Source organism: Desulfosporosinus sp. BICA1-9, assembly GCF_000802135.1.
Window position 1 is genome coordinate 1 of the sequence record NZ_JUEE01000071.1, and the last position, 16895, is coordinate 16895.

General features: G+C 41.0%; 20 protein-coding genes. 17 read left to right on the forward strand and 3 right to left on the reverse strand.

What is annotated here, in order from left to right; genetic code table 11:
• The first annotated feature begins 561 nt into the window (after window positions 1–561).
• Window positions 562–924 carry a hypothetical protein gene (locus JL57_RS08925; RefSeq protein ID WP_291299874.1) on the forward strand — a complete coding sequence of 121 codons (363 nt, stop codon included), beginning with the start codon at window positions 562–564 and terminating at the stop codon, window positions 922–924.
• 231 nt (window positions 925–1155) lie between these two features.
• Window positions 1156–2052 (forward strand): EamA family transporter, encoded by an 897-nt coding sequence (locus JL57_RS08930; protein ID WP_034141703.1) that lies wholly within the window; start codon window positions 1156–1158, stop codon window positions 2050–2052.
• A 171-nt stretch (window positions 2053–2223) separates the two neighbouring features.
• On the opposite strand, the gene JL57_RS08935 is transcribed toward JL57_RS08930, so the two are convergent.
• Window positions 2224–2838 carry a GNAT family N-acetyltransferase gene (locus JL57_RS08935; RefSeq protein ID WP_291299875.1) on the reverse strand — a complete coding sequence of 205 codons (615 nt, stop codon included), beginning with the start codon at window positions 2836–2838 and terminating at the stop codon, window positions 2224–2226.
• Between JL57_RS08935 and JL57_RS08940 the strand changes: the two genes are divergently transcribed.
• The 3 genes from JL57_RS08940 to JL57_RS33935 all read left to right on the forward strand — a co-directional run bounded on the left by JL57_RS08940 (window position 2808) and on the right by JL57_RS33935 (window position 5099).
• Entirely contained in the window at window positions 2808–3320 is a 513-nt protein-coding gene (locus JL57_RS08940; RefSeq protein WP_034141705.1) for an aminotransferase class I/II-fold pyridoxal phosphate-dependent enzyme, read from the forward strand. The genes JL57_RS08935 and JL57_RS08940 overlap by 31 nt on opposite strands.
• A gap of 93 nt (window positions 3321–3413) precedes the next feature.
• A complete protein-coding gene (locus tag JL57_RS08945; RefSeq protein ID WP_034141706.1) occupies window positions 3414–4724 on the forward strand; it encodes a homocysteine S-methyltransferase family protein in 1311 nt (436 codons plus the stop codon).
• Window positions 4725–4997: 273 nt separating this feature from the next.
• Window positions 4998–5099, forward strand: a complete 102-nt coding sequence (locus JL57_RS33935; RefSeq protein WP_291299876.1) for a putative holin-like toxin — start codon at window positions 4998–5000, stop codon at window positions 5097–5099.
• A gap of 278 nt (window positions 5100–5377) precedes the next feature.
• On the opposite strand, the gene JL57_RS33940 is transcribed toward JL57_RS33935, so the two are convergent.
• On the reverse strand, window positions 5378–5764 hold the full coding sequence (locus JL57_RS33940) for a YtxH domain-containing protein (protein ID WP_291299877.1): 387 nt from the start codon (window positions 5762–5764) through the stop codon (window positions 5378–5380).
• A 260-nt stretch (window positions 5765–6024) separates the two neighbouring features.
• Here JL57_RS33940 and JL57_RS08955 point away from each other — a divergent pair, with 260 nt between their 5' ends.
• The 7 genes from JL57_RS08955 (at window position 6025) to JL57_RS08980 (ending at window position 11442) form a co-directional block, all read left to right on the forward strand.
• Complete coding sequence (locus JL57_RS08955) at window positions 6025–6873, forward strand: MurR/RpiR family transcriptional regulator (protein WP_291299887.1); 849 nt, start codon at window positions 6025–6027, stop codon at window positions 6871–6873.
• A gap of 121 nt (window positions 6874–6994) precedes the next feature.
• The gene (locus tag JL57_RS08960; RefSeq protein WP_034141708.1) at window positions 6995–7684 is read left to right on the forward strand and encodes an IS607 family transposase; all 690 of its coding nucleotides are present in this window, start codon (window positions 6995–6997) and stop codon (window positions 7682–7684) included.
• A complete protein-coding gene (locus JL57_RS08965; protein ID WP_034141709.1) occupies window positions 7641–9095 on the forward strand; it encodes an IS200/IS605 family element transposase accessory protein TnpB in 1455 nt (484 codons plus the stop codon). Before JL57_RS08960 ends, JL57_RS08965 begins: the two co-directional genes overlap by 44 nt.
• Window positions 9096–9346: 251 nt before the next feature.
• On the forward strand, window positions 9347–9775 hold the full coding sequence (locus tag JL57_RS33945; RefSeq protein WP_291299878.1) for a hypothetical protein: 429 nt from the start codon (window positions 9347–9349) through the stop codon (window positions 9773–9775).
• A 29-nt stretch (window positions 9776–9804) separates the two neighbouring features.
• On the forward strand, window positions 9805–10302 hold the full coding sequence (locus JL57_RS33950; RefSeq protein WP_291299879.1) for a hypothetical protein: 498 nt from the start codon (window positions 9805–9807) through the stop codon (window positions 10300–10302).
• Between the two features lie 145 nt (window positions 10303–10447).
• The gene (locus tag JL57_RS08975; RefSeq protein ID WP_034141710.1) at window positions 10448–10885 is read left to right on the forward strand and encodes an ATP-binding protein; all 438 of its coding nucleotides are present in this window, start codon (window positions 10448–10450) and stop codon (window positions 10883–10885) included.
• 101 nt (window positions 10886–10986) lie between these two features.
• Window positions 10987–11442: a Uma2 family endonuclease gene (locus tag JL57_RS08980; protein ID WP_291299880.1), complete on the forward strand. Its 456-nt coding sequence runs from the start codon at window positions 10987–10989 to the stop codon at window positions 11440–11442.
• Between the two features lie 180 nt (window positions 11443–11622).
• Here the strand turns inward: JL57_RS08980 and JL57_RS08985 are convergent, their stop codons facing one another.
• The gene (locus JL57_RS08985; RefSeq protein ID WP_034141711.1) at window positions 11623–12000 is read right to left on the reverse strand and encodes a metal-dependent transcriptional regulator; all 378 of its coding nucleotides are present in this window, start codon (window positions 11998–12000) and stop codon (window positions 11623–11625) included.
• Window positions 12001–12367: 367 nt separating this feature from the next.
• Between JL57_RS08985 and JL57_RS08990 the strand changes: the two genes are divergently transcribed.
• From JL57_RS08990 to JL57_RS09010, 5 genes are all read left to right on the forward strand, one after another.
• Window positions 12368–12973 (forward strand): hypothetical protein, encoded by a 606-nt coding sequence (locus JL57_RS08990; RefSeq protein ID WP_291299881.1) that lies wholly within the window; start codon window positions 12368–12370, stop codon window positions 12971–12973.
• A gap of 78 nt (window positions 12974–13051) precedes the next feature.
• A complete protein-coding gene (locus JL57_RS08995) occupies window positions 13052–14005 on the forward strand; it encodes a ParB N-terminal domain-containing protein (RefSeq protein WP_034141713.1) in 954 nt (317 codons plus the stop codon).
• A complete protein-coding gene (gene istA, locus JL57_RS09000; protein WP_034141714.1) occupies window positions 13995–15473 on the forward strand; it encodes an IS21 family transposase in 1479 nt (492 codons plus the stop codon). Before JL57_RS08995 ends, istA begins: the two co-directional genes overlap by 11 nt.
• Window positions 15470–16228, forward strand: coding sequence for an IS21-like element helper ATPase IstB (gene istB, locus JL57_RS09005; protein ID WP_034141715.1), 759 nt, complete (start codon window positions 15470–15472; stop codon window positions 16226–16228). The genes istA and istB overlap by 4 nt, the downstream gene beginning before the upstream one ends.
• A 24-nt stretch (window positions 16229–16252) precedes the next feature.
• Complete coding sequence (locus tag JL57_RS09010) at window positions 16253–16543, forward strand: hypothetical protein (protein ID WP_045691503.1); 291 nt, start codon at window positions 16253–16255, stop codon at window positions 16541–16543.
• Window positions 16544–16895: the final 352 nt, after the last annotated feature.

Genomic DNA, 16895 nt, shown 5'->3' on the forward strand with positions numbered 1-16895 from the left:
TAAAACAAAATAAAACAAAATAAAACAAAATAAAACAAAATAAAACAAAATAAAACAAAATAAAACAAAATAAAACAAAATAAAATAAAATAAAATAAAATAGAAGGATCAGACACGTGTGTTCTTTGGAATAGTTTCGCCGACCTGACCACATGCAAAAAAAAGAGCTACCAAGAACAAATTGGTATTGATATCCGTACGGAATTTGGCTATAATAAGAACATAGGTTCGGGTAAAATACAAATACATGTACTGCGAGGCGAATGAAATGAACGATGTATGCCTAGAATGTAATCGAAGAAGCTATTGCATAGAGCCGTGTGAACAGTGGCTAATTCATCACGACAAATGCCCAGTGTATCGGAATAAACTTATACATGCTGGTGGATGTACCGAGTGCATTACTGGAGATTGGGCGAAGTGTGGTTAATCCGAAAGTACTAATGAAATCAATTAAAATACTTGCTTGTTTTCATAATGAAAAAGGCAGGGGGCCCATAGTTTCTAAAATTGTCTTTGCTCACTAAATATCACTGTTTTAATGAAAGTGGAGGTGTAATTGTGCCAAATTTAACAACTATTTGTTATCTTTCCTCTCTATTGTTCTATGGAATGGGATATTCAAAAACGTTAGTTATCAAGAACGCAGTCGCAGAACATCTAAATACTTATGACTATACTATTTATGTCTCTCTAGCAACGGGTTATTTTGTTTTAGCAATCTTCTGTGCTATCATCGGCTCTTTTTTCTTTTATATTAAGAATAATAGAAATCAAGAAATTATTCATATCAAGAACCTGGAATTCAGAGTTAAAGCGGGTGGGGGATTGGTTAATAGAAGAAGAGCGAGTATATCCGAGGTAAAAGCCCAGTTAAGACAGGCTGAGTATGGTTTGAATTTGGAGAGGAGGATGTCTTCCTAGCACCATCAGTTGGGTAAGGTAATGATTGTGAGACTTCCCGTATGATTCACTTGCCAGATCGTTTTTTAAACGCTTTGGCTTTTTTGGTGTCATAGTTTAATTCTGCTGGCTCAGGAGGAAGTCAAGGAGAAATGTGGAATATTAGAGGTGAGTTAGTTTGTCTACGTCTACAACCTAGGCTTATTTGAAAATTCCGAGAGAATTTCGGAATGGGATTTGAAAGGTGAGATAATGGGAAAGAGAGAAGAGATAACGGTCATTTTAGCCTACATATCGGTTTGTATCATATGGGGGTCAACCTATCTGGCTATTAGAATTGGAGTAAGCGACTTTCCACCGGAATTGTTTGCAGGTATTAGGTTCTTGATTGCAGGGGCTTTGGTCTTGTTATTTGCTTATTTTAAAGGGTACAAATTTCCTGAGAATGTTACAGACTTTAAAAGGCAAGCAATCGTCGGTTTATTTCTATTGATGGGCGGCAACGGGCTCGTCGTCTGGGCGGAACAATGGGTTTATTCAGGGGCTACTTCACTACTCATGGCTATTGTCCCACTGTTTAATGCGATTTTAGAACTGTTCCTGATCAATGGACCAAGGATCGGCTTGAAAGGATGGTTCGGGTTGATCTTAGGGTTTGGCGGGGTTGCTCTTTTAGTACTGAGTGGCTCTGAGGCAAGAATAATTGATGTTTCAGGTGGGGGTTTGCTAATGTTGGCGGCTTTTTCATGGTCGCTGGGCTCGGTCTATTCTAAGACCTTTAAAGCATCCGGAACTACGGTAGCCAATATTGGGATTCAGATGTTCGCCGGAGGAATTGGTTTGACACTTATCGGGCTGTTGCTTGGAGAGGCCAGCCAGATCCATTTGACTGGCAAAGGTCTATGGGCAATGGCCTATTTAATTTTTTTGGGTTCCATCCTTGGTTACAGTTCGTATATTTATCTCCTACAGAAGTGGCCGGCGTCAAAAGCTGGAACTTATGCTTATATAAATCCGATTGTCGGAGTTTTTTTAGGCGCAGTGTTGCTTGGAGAGCCAGTTTCATCGAAAGTGTTCATATCAGCGATCATTATTTTAGGGGGAGTTTTTTTAGTTCAGTTGTCGAAAACAAGCAAAAAGGTTGAGTGACATCAATAAACGAACTCGCTTCACTTGTAGGAATGAGGCTCGGGAAACTGTACGCCGTGGGATACAAACCATGTAGCATAGCGAAGCAAACAAGTAAAAAGGTTTATAGTAAAAAGTAAGCAGGTATGCCTTCTAATATGTTCTTATGTCAAGACTAAAAAGAAAGTGGTCTTAAAAGTTTGATGAGAGTTCTAGACTGGAAGCCGATAATATGGGATAAAAAGTGTCGGTAGAAATCCAAGTTTGTGAGCTAACTGGTATGACGCAATATTTTCCAAGCGACATGCCCAAATAGGTTCCAAACCCTTTTCCTCTATACCTTTCTAAGGTCTCAATCCCAATTTCTAATTGGTTCTCAAACCTACATGATGAAAAAGCTGTCGAAGCTACTTCTCCATCATAAATCAGGCTATAGCCTATTCCTTGATTGTGGAATTGATCTTCGTGATTCCAAAAATACTTTGGAATTACATTTCCCTGGATTGTTCGTAACATTTCTTGAGTTGTACGTACTATTTCGTGTTCTTGTCTATCTACTGGTCGTTGAATGTTCTTATAGTCACTAATATTAAAAATAAAATTGACTCTTGTGTTTTCAATGACTTTACTCCTAAGATCATCCATCTCTAAAACCCGATTCATAGTTGTAGAATCTGTTCTAACCAAATAAGAATCCAAAATTGTTGCCACTTTATGGCTCCAAGAACTTGGAAATACTTGTAACCATTCCTCCTTATTCCTAAGAACAAGAACGGATGATCTACATTCGGAGCTTTTCAAAAACACTATTGCCGGGATTGCGCCTGGGAATGGTTATCTTACCAAGAGAACTCCAGGATGAATTTATAACCTATAAGCGGAGCATCGATCTGAACTCCCCAATCCTAACCCAGGGTGCCTTGGAAATTTACCTGCAAAGTAGTATGTACAAGTTTCATGTGCAAAGAACAAAAAAGTATTATAAAGAAAAGATGGATGTTTTAAGAGATGCTTTCGAGCAGCAACTCGATGGAATTTTAAAATGTTATATACCCACAACAGGGATCTATGCCTGTCTAGAGTTAAATAGCGTCTCCGCCGATGTTCTTGTCAAACGATTGTCGAAAAATAATGTACTTTTGAGCAGTACAAACAGTTCCTATATCGATGGTTTTCCTCATCCAGACGGTTTACGGTTATGTTTTTGTAAAACGGATGATGAGGACATTAGAAAAACTATTATGCTTATAAACCAAGAAGTAAACTACTTGCGTAGAAAGAGTAAATAATCTTGTCCATGAAATTGACCGAACTTTTGAAGTAAGCATAATCGGTCGAGCGGGAAAACATTGTTGTAATACCATAAACATACAGGGGGTAAAATGATGAAGGATTTTCTAAGATCCATTCATGAAAGGGTTTTATTATATGATGGTTCTAAAGGTGTTATGCTTCAAAGGAGAGGTTTAAAAGGAAATGAAGCCTCAGAATCGTGGAATTTATCAAAAGCAGATGAGGTTAAAAATATCTATAATCTATACAAACAAGCAGGTTCAGATGTGATTCAAACCAATACGTTTCCAGGCAATAGAGTTACACTAGAAAAGCATAGATTAGGGGATAAGATTTATCAAATAAACTTCGAAGGCGTTAAATTAGCTAAAGAAGTCGCCGGTGATAACACTTATGTTGCCGCTTCAGTTGGTCCTACTGGTATGATTTTAGAACCTGCAGGGGATTTGAGCTTTGATAATGCCTATAATATTTTTAAGGAACAATTAAGGGCAATAGAAGATGCAGGTGCAGATATTGTTAATTTTGAAACGTTTACTGATTTAAATGAATTAAGGGCAGCTATACTAGCCGCTAAAGAGAGTACAAAACTTACAATTATTGCTTCGGTAACCTTCAATGAAAATAGCAGAACGTTATCTGGTAACTCAGCAGAGGTATGTGCGCTTGTGTGTCAATCATTAGGAGTGGCAGTCGTGGGTGCTAATTGTTCAGGCGGTCCTGATAGTTTAATTGAACCCATTAAAAGAATGTATTCGGTTGCCTCAATTCCTCTTTCAGTAAAAGCAAATGCCGGGATGCCTGCCTTAGTGAATGGAGAGGCAGTATATAACCAAAAACCAGAACAATTTAGTTCATATACCAAAGAATTTGTAGAGAATGGTGTAAGGCTGATTGGTGGATGTTGTGGAACGACCCCAGAATTTATCAGTGCGATAAAGAAAGAACTTGATGAGATTAAAGCACCAGTGTTAGAACTAAGATCTAGTTCAACCATTACCTCTGCCTATAATTATCTTGATCTTTCCAAGGACAAGGAATATTCAATTCAAGAGCTTTCGCTTACAGAAGATAAGGCAGTAAATATGGTGAAGAGCGGTGATTTTTATAACTTGTTCCGAGACTGTAAAACTGCAGATATGGATTACCTTTTAATAGATTTTGGAAATATCAAGGAACCTTTCGACATAGGGGGATTCATTAGCACCCTTAGCTTTTCAATTAAAAAACCACTCATTATTAAAGCTGAGTCAACTGAAATTCTCTACAAGTTTTTAAGATATTATCCTGGAAGGGTCGGAGTCGTTTTTTCAGATAATACGGAAACATCCTTTTCTCAATTACGACACTACGGTGCCTTAATTCTTAATGAGGAATTGGAGCCTATGACCAGCAGTTAACCACAGTATAACTCCTCAAATTAAAAACCCTCTCGTTGCCGAATCAACAAACGGCTTCGACAGGGTTTTTAATCTGTTTGGACGAATCTAAACGTGGGGAAGAACGGATTCCTAATCACCTATAGGCATAATACAAAAGTCGTCATTAAGGACGACTTTATTTTTTTGAGACGTGCTAAAAGGGATCATAACTGCATATATAGTTGTAATAGACATAAATATCATGTTTGCGGGCATGCAACCAGTTTCTCTCTGAAGGGAGGAAGTTGGATCATGAAAACATATGAAACCATAATGATTGCGATCGGGTCCTGTACTTTACTAGTTAGTTTACTCGTTTTAATTGTGGAGGTGGTAAAAGTAATTGCGAGATAAACAATTTTCTTGATAGGTAAAAAGTAGCCAGCGCCAAACCGAGCTACTTCTCACCGAGCCGATAAGGTTGCCCCTTGCCCGCACCGATAAGGATAATCCCTTATCTTTTTTTGACCTGCAATATAATTATGTCGCGTGCCACAATTGTATTACAAAAAAATAATATTTACATTAGAAGGATAACTTTTCAGTTAATGAGGAGCTTATGCTTCTCTTATTTATTGCCATGAATCTGCCCTAAATGTAATGACAGATTCATGGCACGGTCGTATACAAAACTAGAACTCGTGCTCGTTTTCGATAATCATTATTTCTTTTGTTGGATCATCACGATCCATATCTTCCGATGCATAAATAGAACTGGTCTTTTTCAAAGCACCATTCCGAATTTCATGTACTAGTATTGATAGGTTACTAACCAATCGTTTTCCTTTCCGAATCAAACCTTTACCGGTATTAACTGTTAGTTGGGTTTTGTCCTCGACATTTTGCCAAGCACTCTGCGCCTTGTCTCCGATTTGGTGGGCCTGTACGGCTAGATCTTGGCGCAATTCCACTCCGCTCTTTGGAGCAAGTAATAAGCCCATCGCTGCTCCTACAACGCCTCCAAACATTGCCGCCTTAATTACCTTAGTACCATTTTTGCTCTTGCTACTATTTCCCATCTCTTATCCACTCCTTTCAAATCATTTCGGTTTTTTGCTATGAAACAATCAATATGTCTCTATCCTGTAGACTATCCCCATTGCCTATAAGTCTATTTTATGTGCCAATACAATATACTCGACAATTGTTGGCAGTCATCGGACACCATATTTAACTTAAATGTATGCGACTGTTTCAAGAGGGCCACCACTCAACTAGCGTGGTCATATGTTTCTAGGCCTTAATTATTATATGCACACTGCAGGAAAAACGTCTCCAGATACGCAAAAGCTATCAGGAATTAACAACCAGTCAAAAGACTGTGGCTAAATTCGTGATCGATCAACCGAAAACAATCGCTCTTAATTCTGCCCAGAAAATTGGCGAGCTGACTGAAACAAGTGAAACCACGGTGATTAGATTCTGTTATGCACTTGGTTATTCTGGTTATAGTGCTCTACAGACAGAAATTAGAGAGTCGTTGCTTAATTCCGGCGAAGGGGCAGGACCGCTCAAGAACTACCGTGACACTACTGGAGAACTAATTAGTGAGAATAATCTCATCCAACGCGTAATGGAGCAAGATGTTGATTTCATTAAACAAACTCTTAGTTCGATTAATAATGAGCTGTTTACCAAAGCTGTTGACCTTATCTTACAGGCGAGAAAGATTATTGTCGTAGGGTTTAGAACATCATATGCCTTGGCCAACTGGACTTCTTTCACACTAAACCTAATTCGCGGTGACACTTCCCTCTATAGGGGCCCGATTGATAACGCCGACAGCATTATCATGGAAATGGATGAACATTGGCTGGTCATCGCCTTTTCTTTCCCACGTTACGCGGCAGAGACGATTTCTTTTGTACAGGCAGCGAAAACCAAAGGGGTTAAAGTTCTGGGGATTTCGGATGATGAGCTTTCCCCAATAGGGATTGAGGCCAATGCCTTACTTAAAGTCATTACTCCGCAGCCATCTGCTTTGAATGGTATGGCCACAATTTTCTCTCTCCTTAAAGCCCTAACTACGGGGGTGGCAGCGGCTGATTGGCCAAACGTTCAGGATCGAGTAAGGACTTACGACGGCCAATCTGGTTTTGAATTTCACATACCAACTACGGATTCTTGAAGGGTTAAATAGATTAGGAGGTAGAACCAATTGCTTTAATCTTATACAAATATCATCATTACTAGTCAAATATACTATAAATTGCCACTGCTTGTGTTATAATATAGTAGAGGTGAATGCAATGGCGAGCAATTTAATAGATATAAGTGAAGCGGCTCATCGGTTAGGGGTAACGATGATTACTCTGCGGCGGTGGGATGCATCAGGTAAACTTAAACCTGTGAGGACCTTTGGAAATCATCGTCGCTACAGGAGTGAAGATATTGAAGCTATTGTTAATTCTGTGGAGGTAGTGCAATCCGTAAAGAAAAACGCGTCTATCTATTGTCGGGTTTCAACTAAAAAACAACAAGAAAGCGGTAATCTTCTGAGGCAGAGGGAACGATTGGTCCAATATTGCATAGATAAGCAGTACACAGTTGTTAATGTCTATGAAGAAGTTGCTAGTGGACTTAATGATCACAGACGAGAACTAATGAAGATGTTCAGGGCTCTAAGTGACACTGATCTAATAGTGGTTGAAAACGAGGATCGTTTAGCACGGTTTGGCTATTCCTACCTTAAGGAGTTCGCAAAGTCCTTTAATGTCGAAATTGAAGCAGTCGAGCAAGGTGTAAAGCTGCAACCTAATGAAGAAATGGTCAACGACTTAGTAAGCCTAGTTACTTGTTTCAGCGCGAGGTTATATGGAGCCAGAGGTGGCAGAAAGCTTAAGCAGACGATCGTCAAAACCTTAGAAACTTTGGAGCAGGAACGAGGTGAGTCCTGTGAAAACAACCATGAAAGCGATTCTAGTCAACCTAACGAATGAACAAAAGGCGCTAATAGATAACCTGATGCTCGTATTCTGTACTGCTATTCGCTACTCCTTTAAACGTCAGCTCGAAGGGCAAGTGATCGGTGATTTAGAGAAGGTTGTAGCGCATAAATACAACTTAAATATTCGACAAGCCAAAGATGCCGTTGAATCAGCGAGACAAACGATAGCTTCTCAACATGAGCTTGTTAAACTTAATCGCGAAAACTACAGCAAGAAAGTTGAAGAACTTGTTAAAGTGCTAAGAAATCCAAAACTCTCTGAAAAGAAAGTTAAGGCCCTGCAATCCAAGTTAGCGAAACGTCAGCAAAACTTAGATTATTGGACGACGTTTTTGACAAGCAAAACATTTCCACCTGTAACCTTCGGTACTAAAGCTTTGTTCTTGAGACGATGTAAGGGGTTAATTACAAAGCAAGAATGGCAAGACCGAAGAAACAATAGACTTTACAGTCGGGGTGATAAATCTAAAGGTGGTAACCCTAATTTAAGAATTGTTGTTAAAGAAGGTTCCAGTTTCTTGGAGATTTCCACATTGGAAAAAACCAAGACGAATAGAGCAATTAAGGTCTTAATGCCGATTTATTTACCTCAAAAGCTATCGAAGAAGACAGGTAATGTTAACGGCATTCATTATCGAAAACTGTTTATGGACTCATTAGAACGAGGGGATGCCTACCAAGTCGAGATACTCAGGCGGGACGGAAAGTATTATGCTCACATCACCTTTGAAGAGCTTGAAGCAAAGGTGATTTATACGGGACATGTTAGCATAATAGGAACAGATACCAATCCAGATGGTTTTGGTCTCACTGAGGTCAGTAGACAAGGGAACTACCAAGGACACGCCTACCTAAGACAGCATGAGTTAACCTTCTGTCGAGGTAACAGACGTCTCAATTTATGCGGTGAGCTTTCAGCACAAGCCGTTAGTAAGGCGGAAAAACATAAATGCGGTATGGCAACGGAGGATTTGAAGTTTAAGGATGACCGCGATGTTTCTAGCAAACTAGCGAGAGTAACTCACCAGTTTGTTTACGCCACATTACTACGAATGTTGGAACGTCGATGTTTGCGTCGAGGGGTTGAATACGTCAAGGGACCACCTCAATATACTAGCAAAATTGGGCTTTACAAGTATTGCCACCAATATGGGCTCGATGTACACAACGGAGCAGCCTTAGTGATTGCAAGGCGAAGTTATGGATTAAAGGAAGCTGTACCGAAATTACTGCTTGATAAATTAGTGCCATCGAAAAAGCGTCAAGAATTTATGGCAAAGACCGAATGGGGTCAGTGGAGCGAGATTAGCAAACAGGTCAATAAACTATTTAAAAAACGGAAGGAAGTGAACACGCCTGGTTTATGGCAAGTGCGTAGGAAACTTCTACTAGGGATTGCTTAAACATTAACCTTAAAAACTATCACTGCACAAGTACACTAAGTTGAAAGGCTTGTGCGGAGTGCCATTAAGGGCGACTAACCGTCGCACATCTGATGTACTTAATGGATGTCTTACTCCATAGGCTTGCGGATGTTTGATACGAGAGTATTGACCCTAGTAGCTGAATCCTGTGACGCTACCGCTTTGTTTAGTCAGCAAAGTGAAGATATTAGGCAAATGTATAGAATTGTTTAGTATTTGGAAACCAGGTAATGAAATTGAATAGAATGTTTAAGCTAATTAAAAATGAAGTTAAGAAGATCTTTTCTCAGAAAAGTACTCCTATAATGCTAGCATTATTAGTTGTAGCGGTTCTCATTGGTGGATTTATATTGAAAGCTAACACCCCCACTGCAACGAATGATTGGAAAATACAACTTACCCAATCGAATCAAACTCTACAAACTCAAATTACTCTACCACAGACTGGTCCTGGTCAAACTAAAGAAGAAATGCAACAGGAAATTGATACAAATACCTATAGAATAGATCATGACTTACCTCCAATAGAGGGAAGAACCTTATGGGGCTTTGTTATTCCTGTTTCAGCTCTAATATCTCTGGTTTCACTTTTAACCATTATAGTTGGGGCAGGATCCATAGCGGGAGAATTTTCTAATGAACCATTAAACTATTACTGAGTAGGCCCTTTAAGCGGTGGAAGATACTTTTGGCCAAATACCTCTCTGTTTTGGTGTTTGCATTGGTTGGACTTTTAACTCTTTTTGTCGCGTCCTTTATTATAGGTGGACTATTCTATGGCTTTAGCGGAGTAACTCAGCCCTTTCTCGCTTATACAGATGGAGTTGTTCATGAAGTAAATATGATGTGGCATATTCTTACAACCTATGGCTATGGTTGCGTTAGTTTGCTTATGATGGTTACTTTTGCCTTTACCATTTCCACGGTATCCCGAAATAACTCATTAGCTGTAGGAATATCTATATTCTCAATGTTTACAGGTAGTATTTTAGTGAGTCTCTTGAAAGACTATAGCTGGGTTAAATATATACTGTTTGCAAATACTGATTTAACCCAATATATTAACGGGATACCGGTGGTTTCTGGTATGACAATGTCCTTTTCACTGATTGTGTTAGCTGTATATTTTGTAATTTTTAACGCTACTTCTTGGCTTGTTTTTAGCAAAAGAGATGTAGCCGGTTAATAGCTTATTATTTTACGAAATCCAATCAACGGTCCCCCGTCCTAATTCTCAAAAAGGAAGGGGGCCATTGATGTACGCATTCCAATGTTTGTCTCGGGCATAATGATTTTATTAAATTAAGAGGGTAGATGAGTGGAGGGTCTTGATGAATACGATCCTAGTAGTAGATGATGACCCACATATTCGCAAATTAATCAAGCTGTATCTTGAAAATAGTCAATTTTCAGTAGTGGAGGCGAAGGACGGACAGGAAGCACTTAATTATGTAACACATTCGCAAAATTTAATTAACAATGCGATTAAATACTCAGATGAAGATGGTCGGATTGAAGTGATAATGGAAGTAGATAATCAAGCTGTTCGTGTTCACATAAAAAATACGGGTAAAGCGATTCCGGAAAAAGACCTTCCTTATATATTTGATCGATTTTACATGGTGGACAAGGCAAGAAGCCATTCTGGAGGAGGTAATGGGCTTGGGTTATCGATTGTGAAAAAAATTGTTGAACTTCACAGCAGCAGAATAAACGTGAAAAGCAACGAAGGGGAAGGAACCTGTTTTACAGTGTCTATCCCTCTTTAGTCAAGAAGAGCCTTTACAACTAACATCCTCCGAAGTCCATCTTCGGAGGATTTTTTCGAGCGAGCACAATTCAAAAAAGTAGATAAGAGCCATCGCCTTCGATGCATCATCAGCGATTATCGCGAGAACTAGGACGTCGGTTGATGACTTTCTTTGATGATTATGATCCAGAGGGAGAACTCTTTTTTGCTCCATTGGATGTTACTTTGACCATCAGTAATGTAGTACAGCCGGATATATTATTTATCTCTAGTGCGCGCAGGGAAATTATGCGCCAGGAACGCATCGACGGTTCTTGTGATTTGGTGGTGGAAATTATGTCCCCGACAAATCGCCGGAAAGATCGCATACGGAAGATGGAAATATATCGCAAGGCAGGGATCCCTCACTACTGGATTGTGGATTCCGAGGAGGACACATTGGAAAGTTATAAGCTTAAAGATGCAAGTTATACCCTGGTATTTGCAGGGGGACCGGGCGACAAATTCACACATCCTGATTTCCCGGGGTTGGACCTGGATCTGGGCAGGGTATTTTATAGACCTGTATTCGGGTAAATCTTCTCATACTTATTAACGATTTGACTATAATGTAATAGATTTACTTGTGAGAGAGGGCTGATTTAGAATTTCATTAAAAAATTTACAGGACTCTTTCGCTGTGAGGCAAACTATCTTCCCCAAGATTTATGCAGTTCCTGACCATTTGAACAGCACAAGCTGGCTGCCGAAAATCTCTTAGTTTTTCGGTTTAAGGATAAACTTTTGCATAGCATGAATTGAATCGTTACTAATGACATGCTCAATTGCACAAGCGTCCCTGTCTGCAATAACTATGTCAATTTTCAGAACTTTTGTAAGAAAATGCTGAATGACGTGGTGTTTTTTTGATGTGAACTCTGCAAACTCACGTCCGGAAGGAGTAAGGAATATTTCTTTATATTTTTCATTGATGATCAATCCTTTTTCTGAAAGCGTTGACATGGCACTGTTGGCGCTTGCCTTTGTTACGCCTAATCGTTCAGCAATATCGGATATTCTTGCTCCGTTTCCGTCGGTTGACAGCTCATATATCGCTTCTAAATAGTTTTCCATGGTAAATGTTAACTTTTCCATTGAGCATTCTCCTAACTTAACTTATAGTACGGACCTAGGGGTTCTTCCGCCTTTTGACAGCGTCCATACCTTTGCAAAAATCTACAAAGTTAGAGTCTAACTATAATACAGTTTTTCATATTTCTTTGTAAAAATCAATATTAGATGCTTCTTTGAAGTGGTGTGGATTCGCTCACTTCAAAGGATACCAAAATGGCACCCAACGCTCATTCAATCAGAGACCACCAAGTGGTCTTTTTTCTTTTTGTGCTCAATAACTTAGGGACCACGACGGTAATATAAAAAAACTGATGGAAAATTCGGTAGAAAAATGGTAGATTTTTGTTGCGAGCAAAAAATCCATTTTCACCAAAAAACCATCAGCAAGATGAATATAACACTTAAAATATCGACCGTCAATTTAAAAAATCGTCTTCCCCAAGAAGTTCGGGCATTCAGCGCTGAGGAACTGCAGGAGTTCATAACACAGGGAACGGTCATCAAAAAGAAGAAGCAGTATCTTCTAATAATACATCATCGACAGTTCACCCTCCAATGTCCCATTCTACGTATGGACGATGGTAGTTACCAGATGATTTGGCCATCCTTTAAACTCCCCAACCGTTCATATCCTGTGTTTGTGTATCTTTATGCTGTAGCCTGGTATCTCTCCAGCGGGGAAAGTATGCGATCAACCGCCCAAAAAGTAATCAAAGTCTTTGGGCTAACAACCTTCAGCCACTCCACCCTTTGTCGGTTTTTGCCAAAGCTTTATCCGATCTTGCCCTACCTTATTCAGTATGGGGCTCAGATCATCAATGACTGGGGTTCAACCACTTCTAGGGTTGTCCCTCGTAAACATTGGGATAAGCTGAAGTGCGTGTTGGCCGAACAATTAATCGGACTCCTTGAGCCTGTGCTGAGGGTTCCGCCAGAATTCGGCAGTTGGTTTGCGTATCAATACTTTACAGATACCGATCGCTTTCTTGTATAGGCAAACTTGCCTAATATTTTTGTAAAATAGAGCGCTGCACCAAGTTCCTTGTTAATTTAAGGCTAAGGAGGTGTAACGATGGATATATCGCGTAGTAAACTTGAAGAAATCCCGGTAAAAGCCATTCAAGGTAATAATGTTCTCGCAATCTCAGTAGGCAATAGGGAAATGGAACGTAGTGAGAAGGCAATTCGAGAGTATGGACTAATCCACCCGTTAGTAGTGAGCCGTTGTGATGATGGGCATTACCATATCATAGCTGGTGAATGCGAACGAATGGTCATTACCCAGATGCGTCAGAGTACAGTTCGGGCGGTAGTGATGGAATGCTTAGAGGCACCAGAAGCTACCCGCCTAGCTTTGCTCTTGTCTTCTCTTAAGCAAAGCTCAAATGCTCTAAGTGAAGGACTCTTGCTTAAAGAACTTTGCCAAAACCACCTGCAGACCCAGAGCGAAGTGGCCTTTATGCTCGGGCGTTCGATCAGTTGGGTTAGTAAACGTCTAGCTCTGAGCGATCGACTAGCCACCAGTGTTGTGGAGCTAGTGCAGGCGGGACAGATATGCTCCCATACCGCACAGGAAATCGCTCGACTGCCGGGTGATGTACAGCAAACCTTTGCGGGTAAGGTGATCACAGAACATTTACCCAAATCGGCTGTTGAACGGCTTGTTTCAACTTACAATAACCCTCAGACTCCACAAGAAGTGAAACGGTCTGTCTTAGAAAACCCTCAGACCACCCTCGAATGGCTGACCACAACCGAAAAATCCAAGCGTTGTAAAGTCCAAGATGATTTAAGTCCTAAGTTAGTGACGTTACAAAAACTCCGTAATCTTTTAGCTATGCTCTTTAGACTAACGGGCGAGGCAGAAGGTCTGTTAGCGACACTTACATTAGAAGAAAGGCAGACCATGTTACCCATGCTTAAGCAGTGCACTCAGTCTCTTTGGCGATTTGCAGGGTTCGCTAAAGCCAATTTAGATAATGTTTCCCCGGGGAAAACAGAGGGGGTCGGAGAACATGGCCATTGAACTCTCTCTTTACAAACAAATTCGGCGGTTGTACAACGAAGGTCATAGCCAGAGGCACATTGCACGCATCCTTAACTGCAGTCGCAAGATCGTGAAGAAATACTGCCAAGGTGAAATCCTTCATGATGCTAAGAAAAGCACCCCATTAAAGGTTACCCCACCCTTGCCCCAAGCTCGGGGAGCCATAGAAAAAGAACTAATCACCATGCTCGATGAGAACAAAACGTTGCCCCGAAAACAACAACGAACGGCCAAAACGATGTGGCAGGAACTAACGAAAAAGGGATTCATCGTGGGCGAGTCCACGATCCGGCGTCATGTGCGTATTTTGGTTCAAAAACATCCAGAAGCCTTCGTGCCCCTTTACTTTGAACCGGGTGAAGCCATGCAGGTAGACTGGGGCGATGCCAAGGCCTGGATGGACAGTGTCAATACAGGTGTCTCGCTGTTCGTCACCATCCTACCATACAGCTATGGCCTTTATACATCAGTTTTTCCGGACAAAACAAATCCCTCTTTTTTTACGGGCCATGTCAAAGCGTTTGAGTTTTTCGGTGGAGTACCAAAACGCTGTATCTATGACAACCTACGCAGTGCAGTCGCTAAAGGCTCCGGAACCACAGCCGTCAAACAGGAAGAGTTTAAGAATTTAGAGGCTCATTACAGCTTTGACAGCGACTTTTGTAATGTGGCAGCTGGTTGGGAAAAAGGCGGTATTGAAAACGCTGTTGCCATTATTCGACGGATCGCGTTTACACCTATGCCGTGTGTTAAGAACTTTGCGGAATTGCAGCAGCATGTGGACGCCTGTTGTGTGAAATACATTGAAACCCACAAGATCCGTTACCGATCAGCGAGTATTAAGAGTATGTTTACCGAGGAACGCCAATGCCTAAACCCCTTACCCATCACTCCCTTGGACACGGCCAAAAGCATTCCTGCTCTGGTATGTCACGACCTCACCGTCTTATTAGAAGGAACCCGTTACTCGGTTCCTTTTGACTATGTGGGAGAAAGAGTGACGTTAAAAGTTTCACCGTTTACCGTCTCCATTTGGCATAGGGGTAAGGAAATCTGTACCCATAACAAGACTCTCATCAAAGGGGATCATCAATACATTACTGACCATTACTTAGAACTCCTCAGTCGTAAACCCCGAGCACTCATGAATGCTGCCCCCTTGAAAAAAGGCGTCATGCCGGAGGAACTAAAACGCTTTCTGAAAGTGTGTAGGGCCAAAGACAAAGAAGAGCAACTTCTGCAAATTATGCTACTAGGGCGCACGGTCGGGACAGATGAGCTCCTGTGGGCTGTCGACAAGGCGAACCTTACTGGTTCACCCACCCACCAACTGGTTTGCTATTACCTAGGCGTTGCTACTGCTGCAACTGAGGTTTTACCTTGTATTACGGTCGAACATGCCGATTTATCGGAGTACGACGGATTGATGGGAGGAGACAAAGCATGAGTCAGCATAACCATGCCAAACTAGTTGAACTTGCAAAGCTTCTTAAACTTCCAATGCTGGCAGGATACAACCAATATATCTCCAAGGAGGCCAATTTTGCCGATAACCTGCTTCAGCTCTTGGAGATGGAGGTCCTAGAAAAGGAACGCCGGGGGATTCAACGGCGGACTAAGGTAGCGGGATTTCCTGTGATCCACACCTTGGATACCTTTGAATTCAGTTCCTATCGCTTACCTAAACTGAGAAAGGAGGATGTTTTTCAACTGGCAGAGTGTCATTACATCCACGAGAAACGAAATGTTCTTGCTATCGGCAACAGCGGAACGGGAAAAACCTTTATGGCGATTGCTCTTGGTTTAGAAGCCATCCGCCGTGGTTATACCGTACGTTTTCGAAGAGCCTCGGACCTAGTTAACCAGATGAGCGAGGCCCAAAACGAACGGCAACTTTCCCGTTATATTAAGGCCATCAACAACTGTCAAGTTTTGGTCATTGACGAGCTCGGGTATTTGAACTTTGATCTGCAAGGAGCTAGCCTTTTGTTTCAGGTGTTTGCCGCTCGCTATGAGGTGAGTAGCACCATAATTACCACCAACCTTGAGTTTTCCAAATGGCCAGCTTTTCTTGGCAATGATCAAGCCATGACCAACGCTTTAGTGGATCGGCTAATCCACCGAGCGGAAATCCTCAATATGAACGGTATAAGTTACCGGCTCAAAGATGCCAAAGGAGAACTGAATCTGAGCAATGCGTGATGCTTAATTCGGGAGGAATGCAGGATGTCTAAGCAATTGACTAACCTTAACTTTGATCAACCGAACCGTCGTAGTCTGCACGATTACTTCATTAGTACTGGTTTTTACGATTTACTGCCAACGGCGCTGAAATTGGCAGAGCGTTTAGGGTATGAAGAACGTGAGATGATTGAAGCAATCTGCAAAGTTAGCGACAAGTTCTATCAGTATCCGCCCACCAAAAACAGAACTGCTTGGTTTAAGAAGGTATTTGAAGAAAAATTATACGAGTCAAGGAGCGATATTCTGGCCTTTGAGGTCAGGATAAAAAGTTGACCAGATAACTAGCGGTATGTGTCTCGTTTACTCTAGGCTAACTGCTCTCTTTTTGATTGTAAGACGGACGGACAAACATAGAAACACGGGTGTAGGAAGATCAATCTTCCTACACCCGTGTCTTTATTCAAGATGTATTTTCGCTTAAATCTCGTGATAACTAGCTAATTCGTTATTTTTCCACGGGAAAGTACAACGGAAAATATTGTACAGGCTGCTTGCTGTAGCTTCACGCTCTAGACTCATGATGTCTCAAGCACTCAGACCTGGTATACTTTTACTGATCGCGAAAGACTTGACCTTAAGATACTTATGGTATCTTTTAGACGAAGCGTATCCACGCTGTTTTCAT

Coding starts and splice junctions, on each gene's coding strand:
- JL57_RS09010 (WP_045691503.1), top strand. CDS start 16,253: ATGTCTAAGCAATTGACTAACCTTAACTTTGATCAACCGAACCGTCGT.
- JL57_RS08995 (WP_034141713.1), top strand. CDS start 13,052: ATGGATATATCGCGTAGTAAACTTGAAGAAATCCCGGTAAAAGCCATT.
- JL57_RS08930 (WP_034141703.1), top strand. CDS start 1,156: ATGGGAAAGAGAGAAGAGATAACGGTCATTTTAGCCTACATATCGGTT.
- istA (WP_034141714.1), top strand. CDS start 13,995: ATGGCCATTGAACTCTCTCTTTACAAACAAATTCGGCGGTTGTACAAC.
- JL57_RS33935 (WP_291299876.1), top strand. CDS start 4,998: ATGAAAACATATGAAACCATAATGATTGCGATCGGGTCCTGTACTTTA.
- JL57_RS33945 (WP_291299878.1), top strand. CDS start 9,347: ATGAAATTGAATAGAATGTTTAAGCTAATTAAAAATGAAGTTAAGAAG.
- JL57_RS08980 (WP_291299880.1), top strand. CDS start 10,987: ATGCATCATCAGCGATTATCGCGAGAACTAGGACGTCGGTTGATGACT.
- JL57_RS08975 (WP_034141710.1), top strand. CDS start 10,448: ATGAATACGATCCTAGTAGTAGATGATGACCCACATATTCGCAAATTA.
- JL57_RS33940 (WP_291299877.1), bottom strand. CDS start 5,764: ATGGGAAATAGTAGCAAGAGCAAAAATGGTACTAAGGTAATTAAGGCG.
- JL57_RS08945 (WP_034141706.1), top strand. CDS start 3,414: ATGATGAAGGATTTTCTAAGATCCATTCATGAAAGGGTTTTATTATAT.
- JL57_RS08985 (WP_034141711.1), bottom strand. CDS start 12,000: ATGGAAAAGTTAACATTTACCATGGAAAACTATTTAGAAGCGATATAT.
- JL57_RS08940 (WP_034141705.1), top strand. CDS start 2,808: ATGATCTACATTCGGAGCTTTTCAAAAACACTATTGCCGGGATTGCGC.
- JL57_RS08990 (WP_291299881.1), top strand. CDS start 12,368: ATGAATATAACACTTAAAATATCGACCGTCAATTTAAAAAATCGTCTT.
- JL57_RS08960 (WP_034141708.1), top strand. CDS start 6,995: ATGGCGAGCAATTTAATAGATATAAGTGAAGCGGCTCATCGGTTAGGG.
- istB (WP_034141715.1), top strand. CDS start 15,470: ATGAGTCAGCATAACCATGCCAAACTAGTTGAACTTGCAAAGCTTCTT.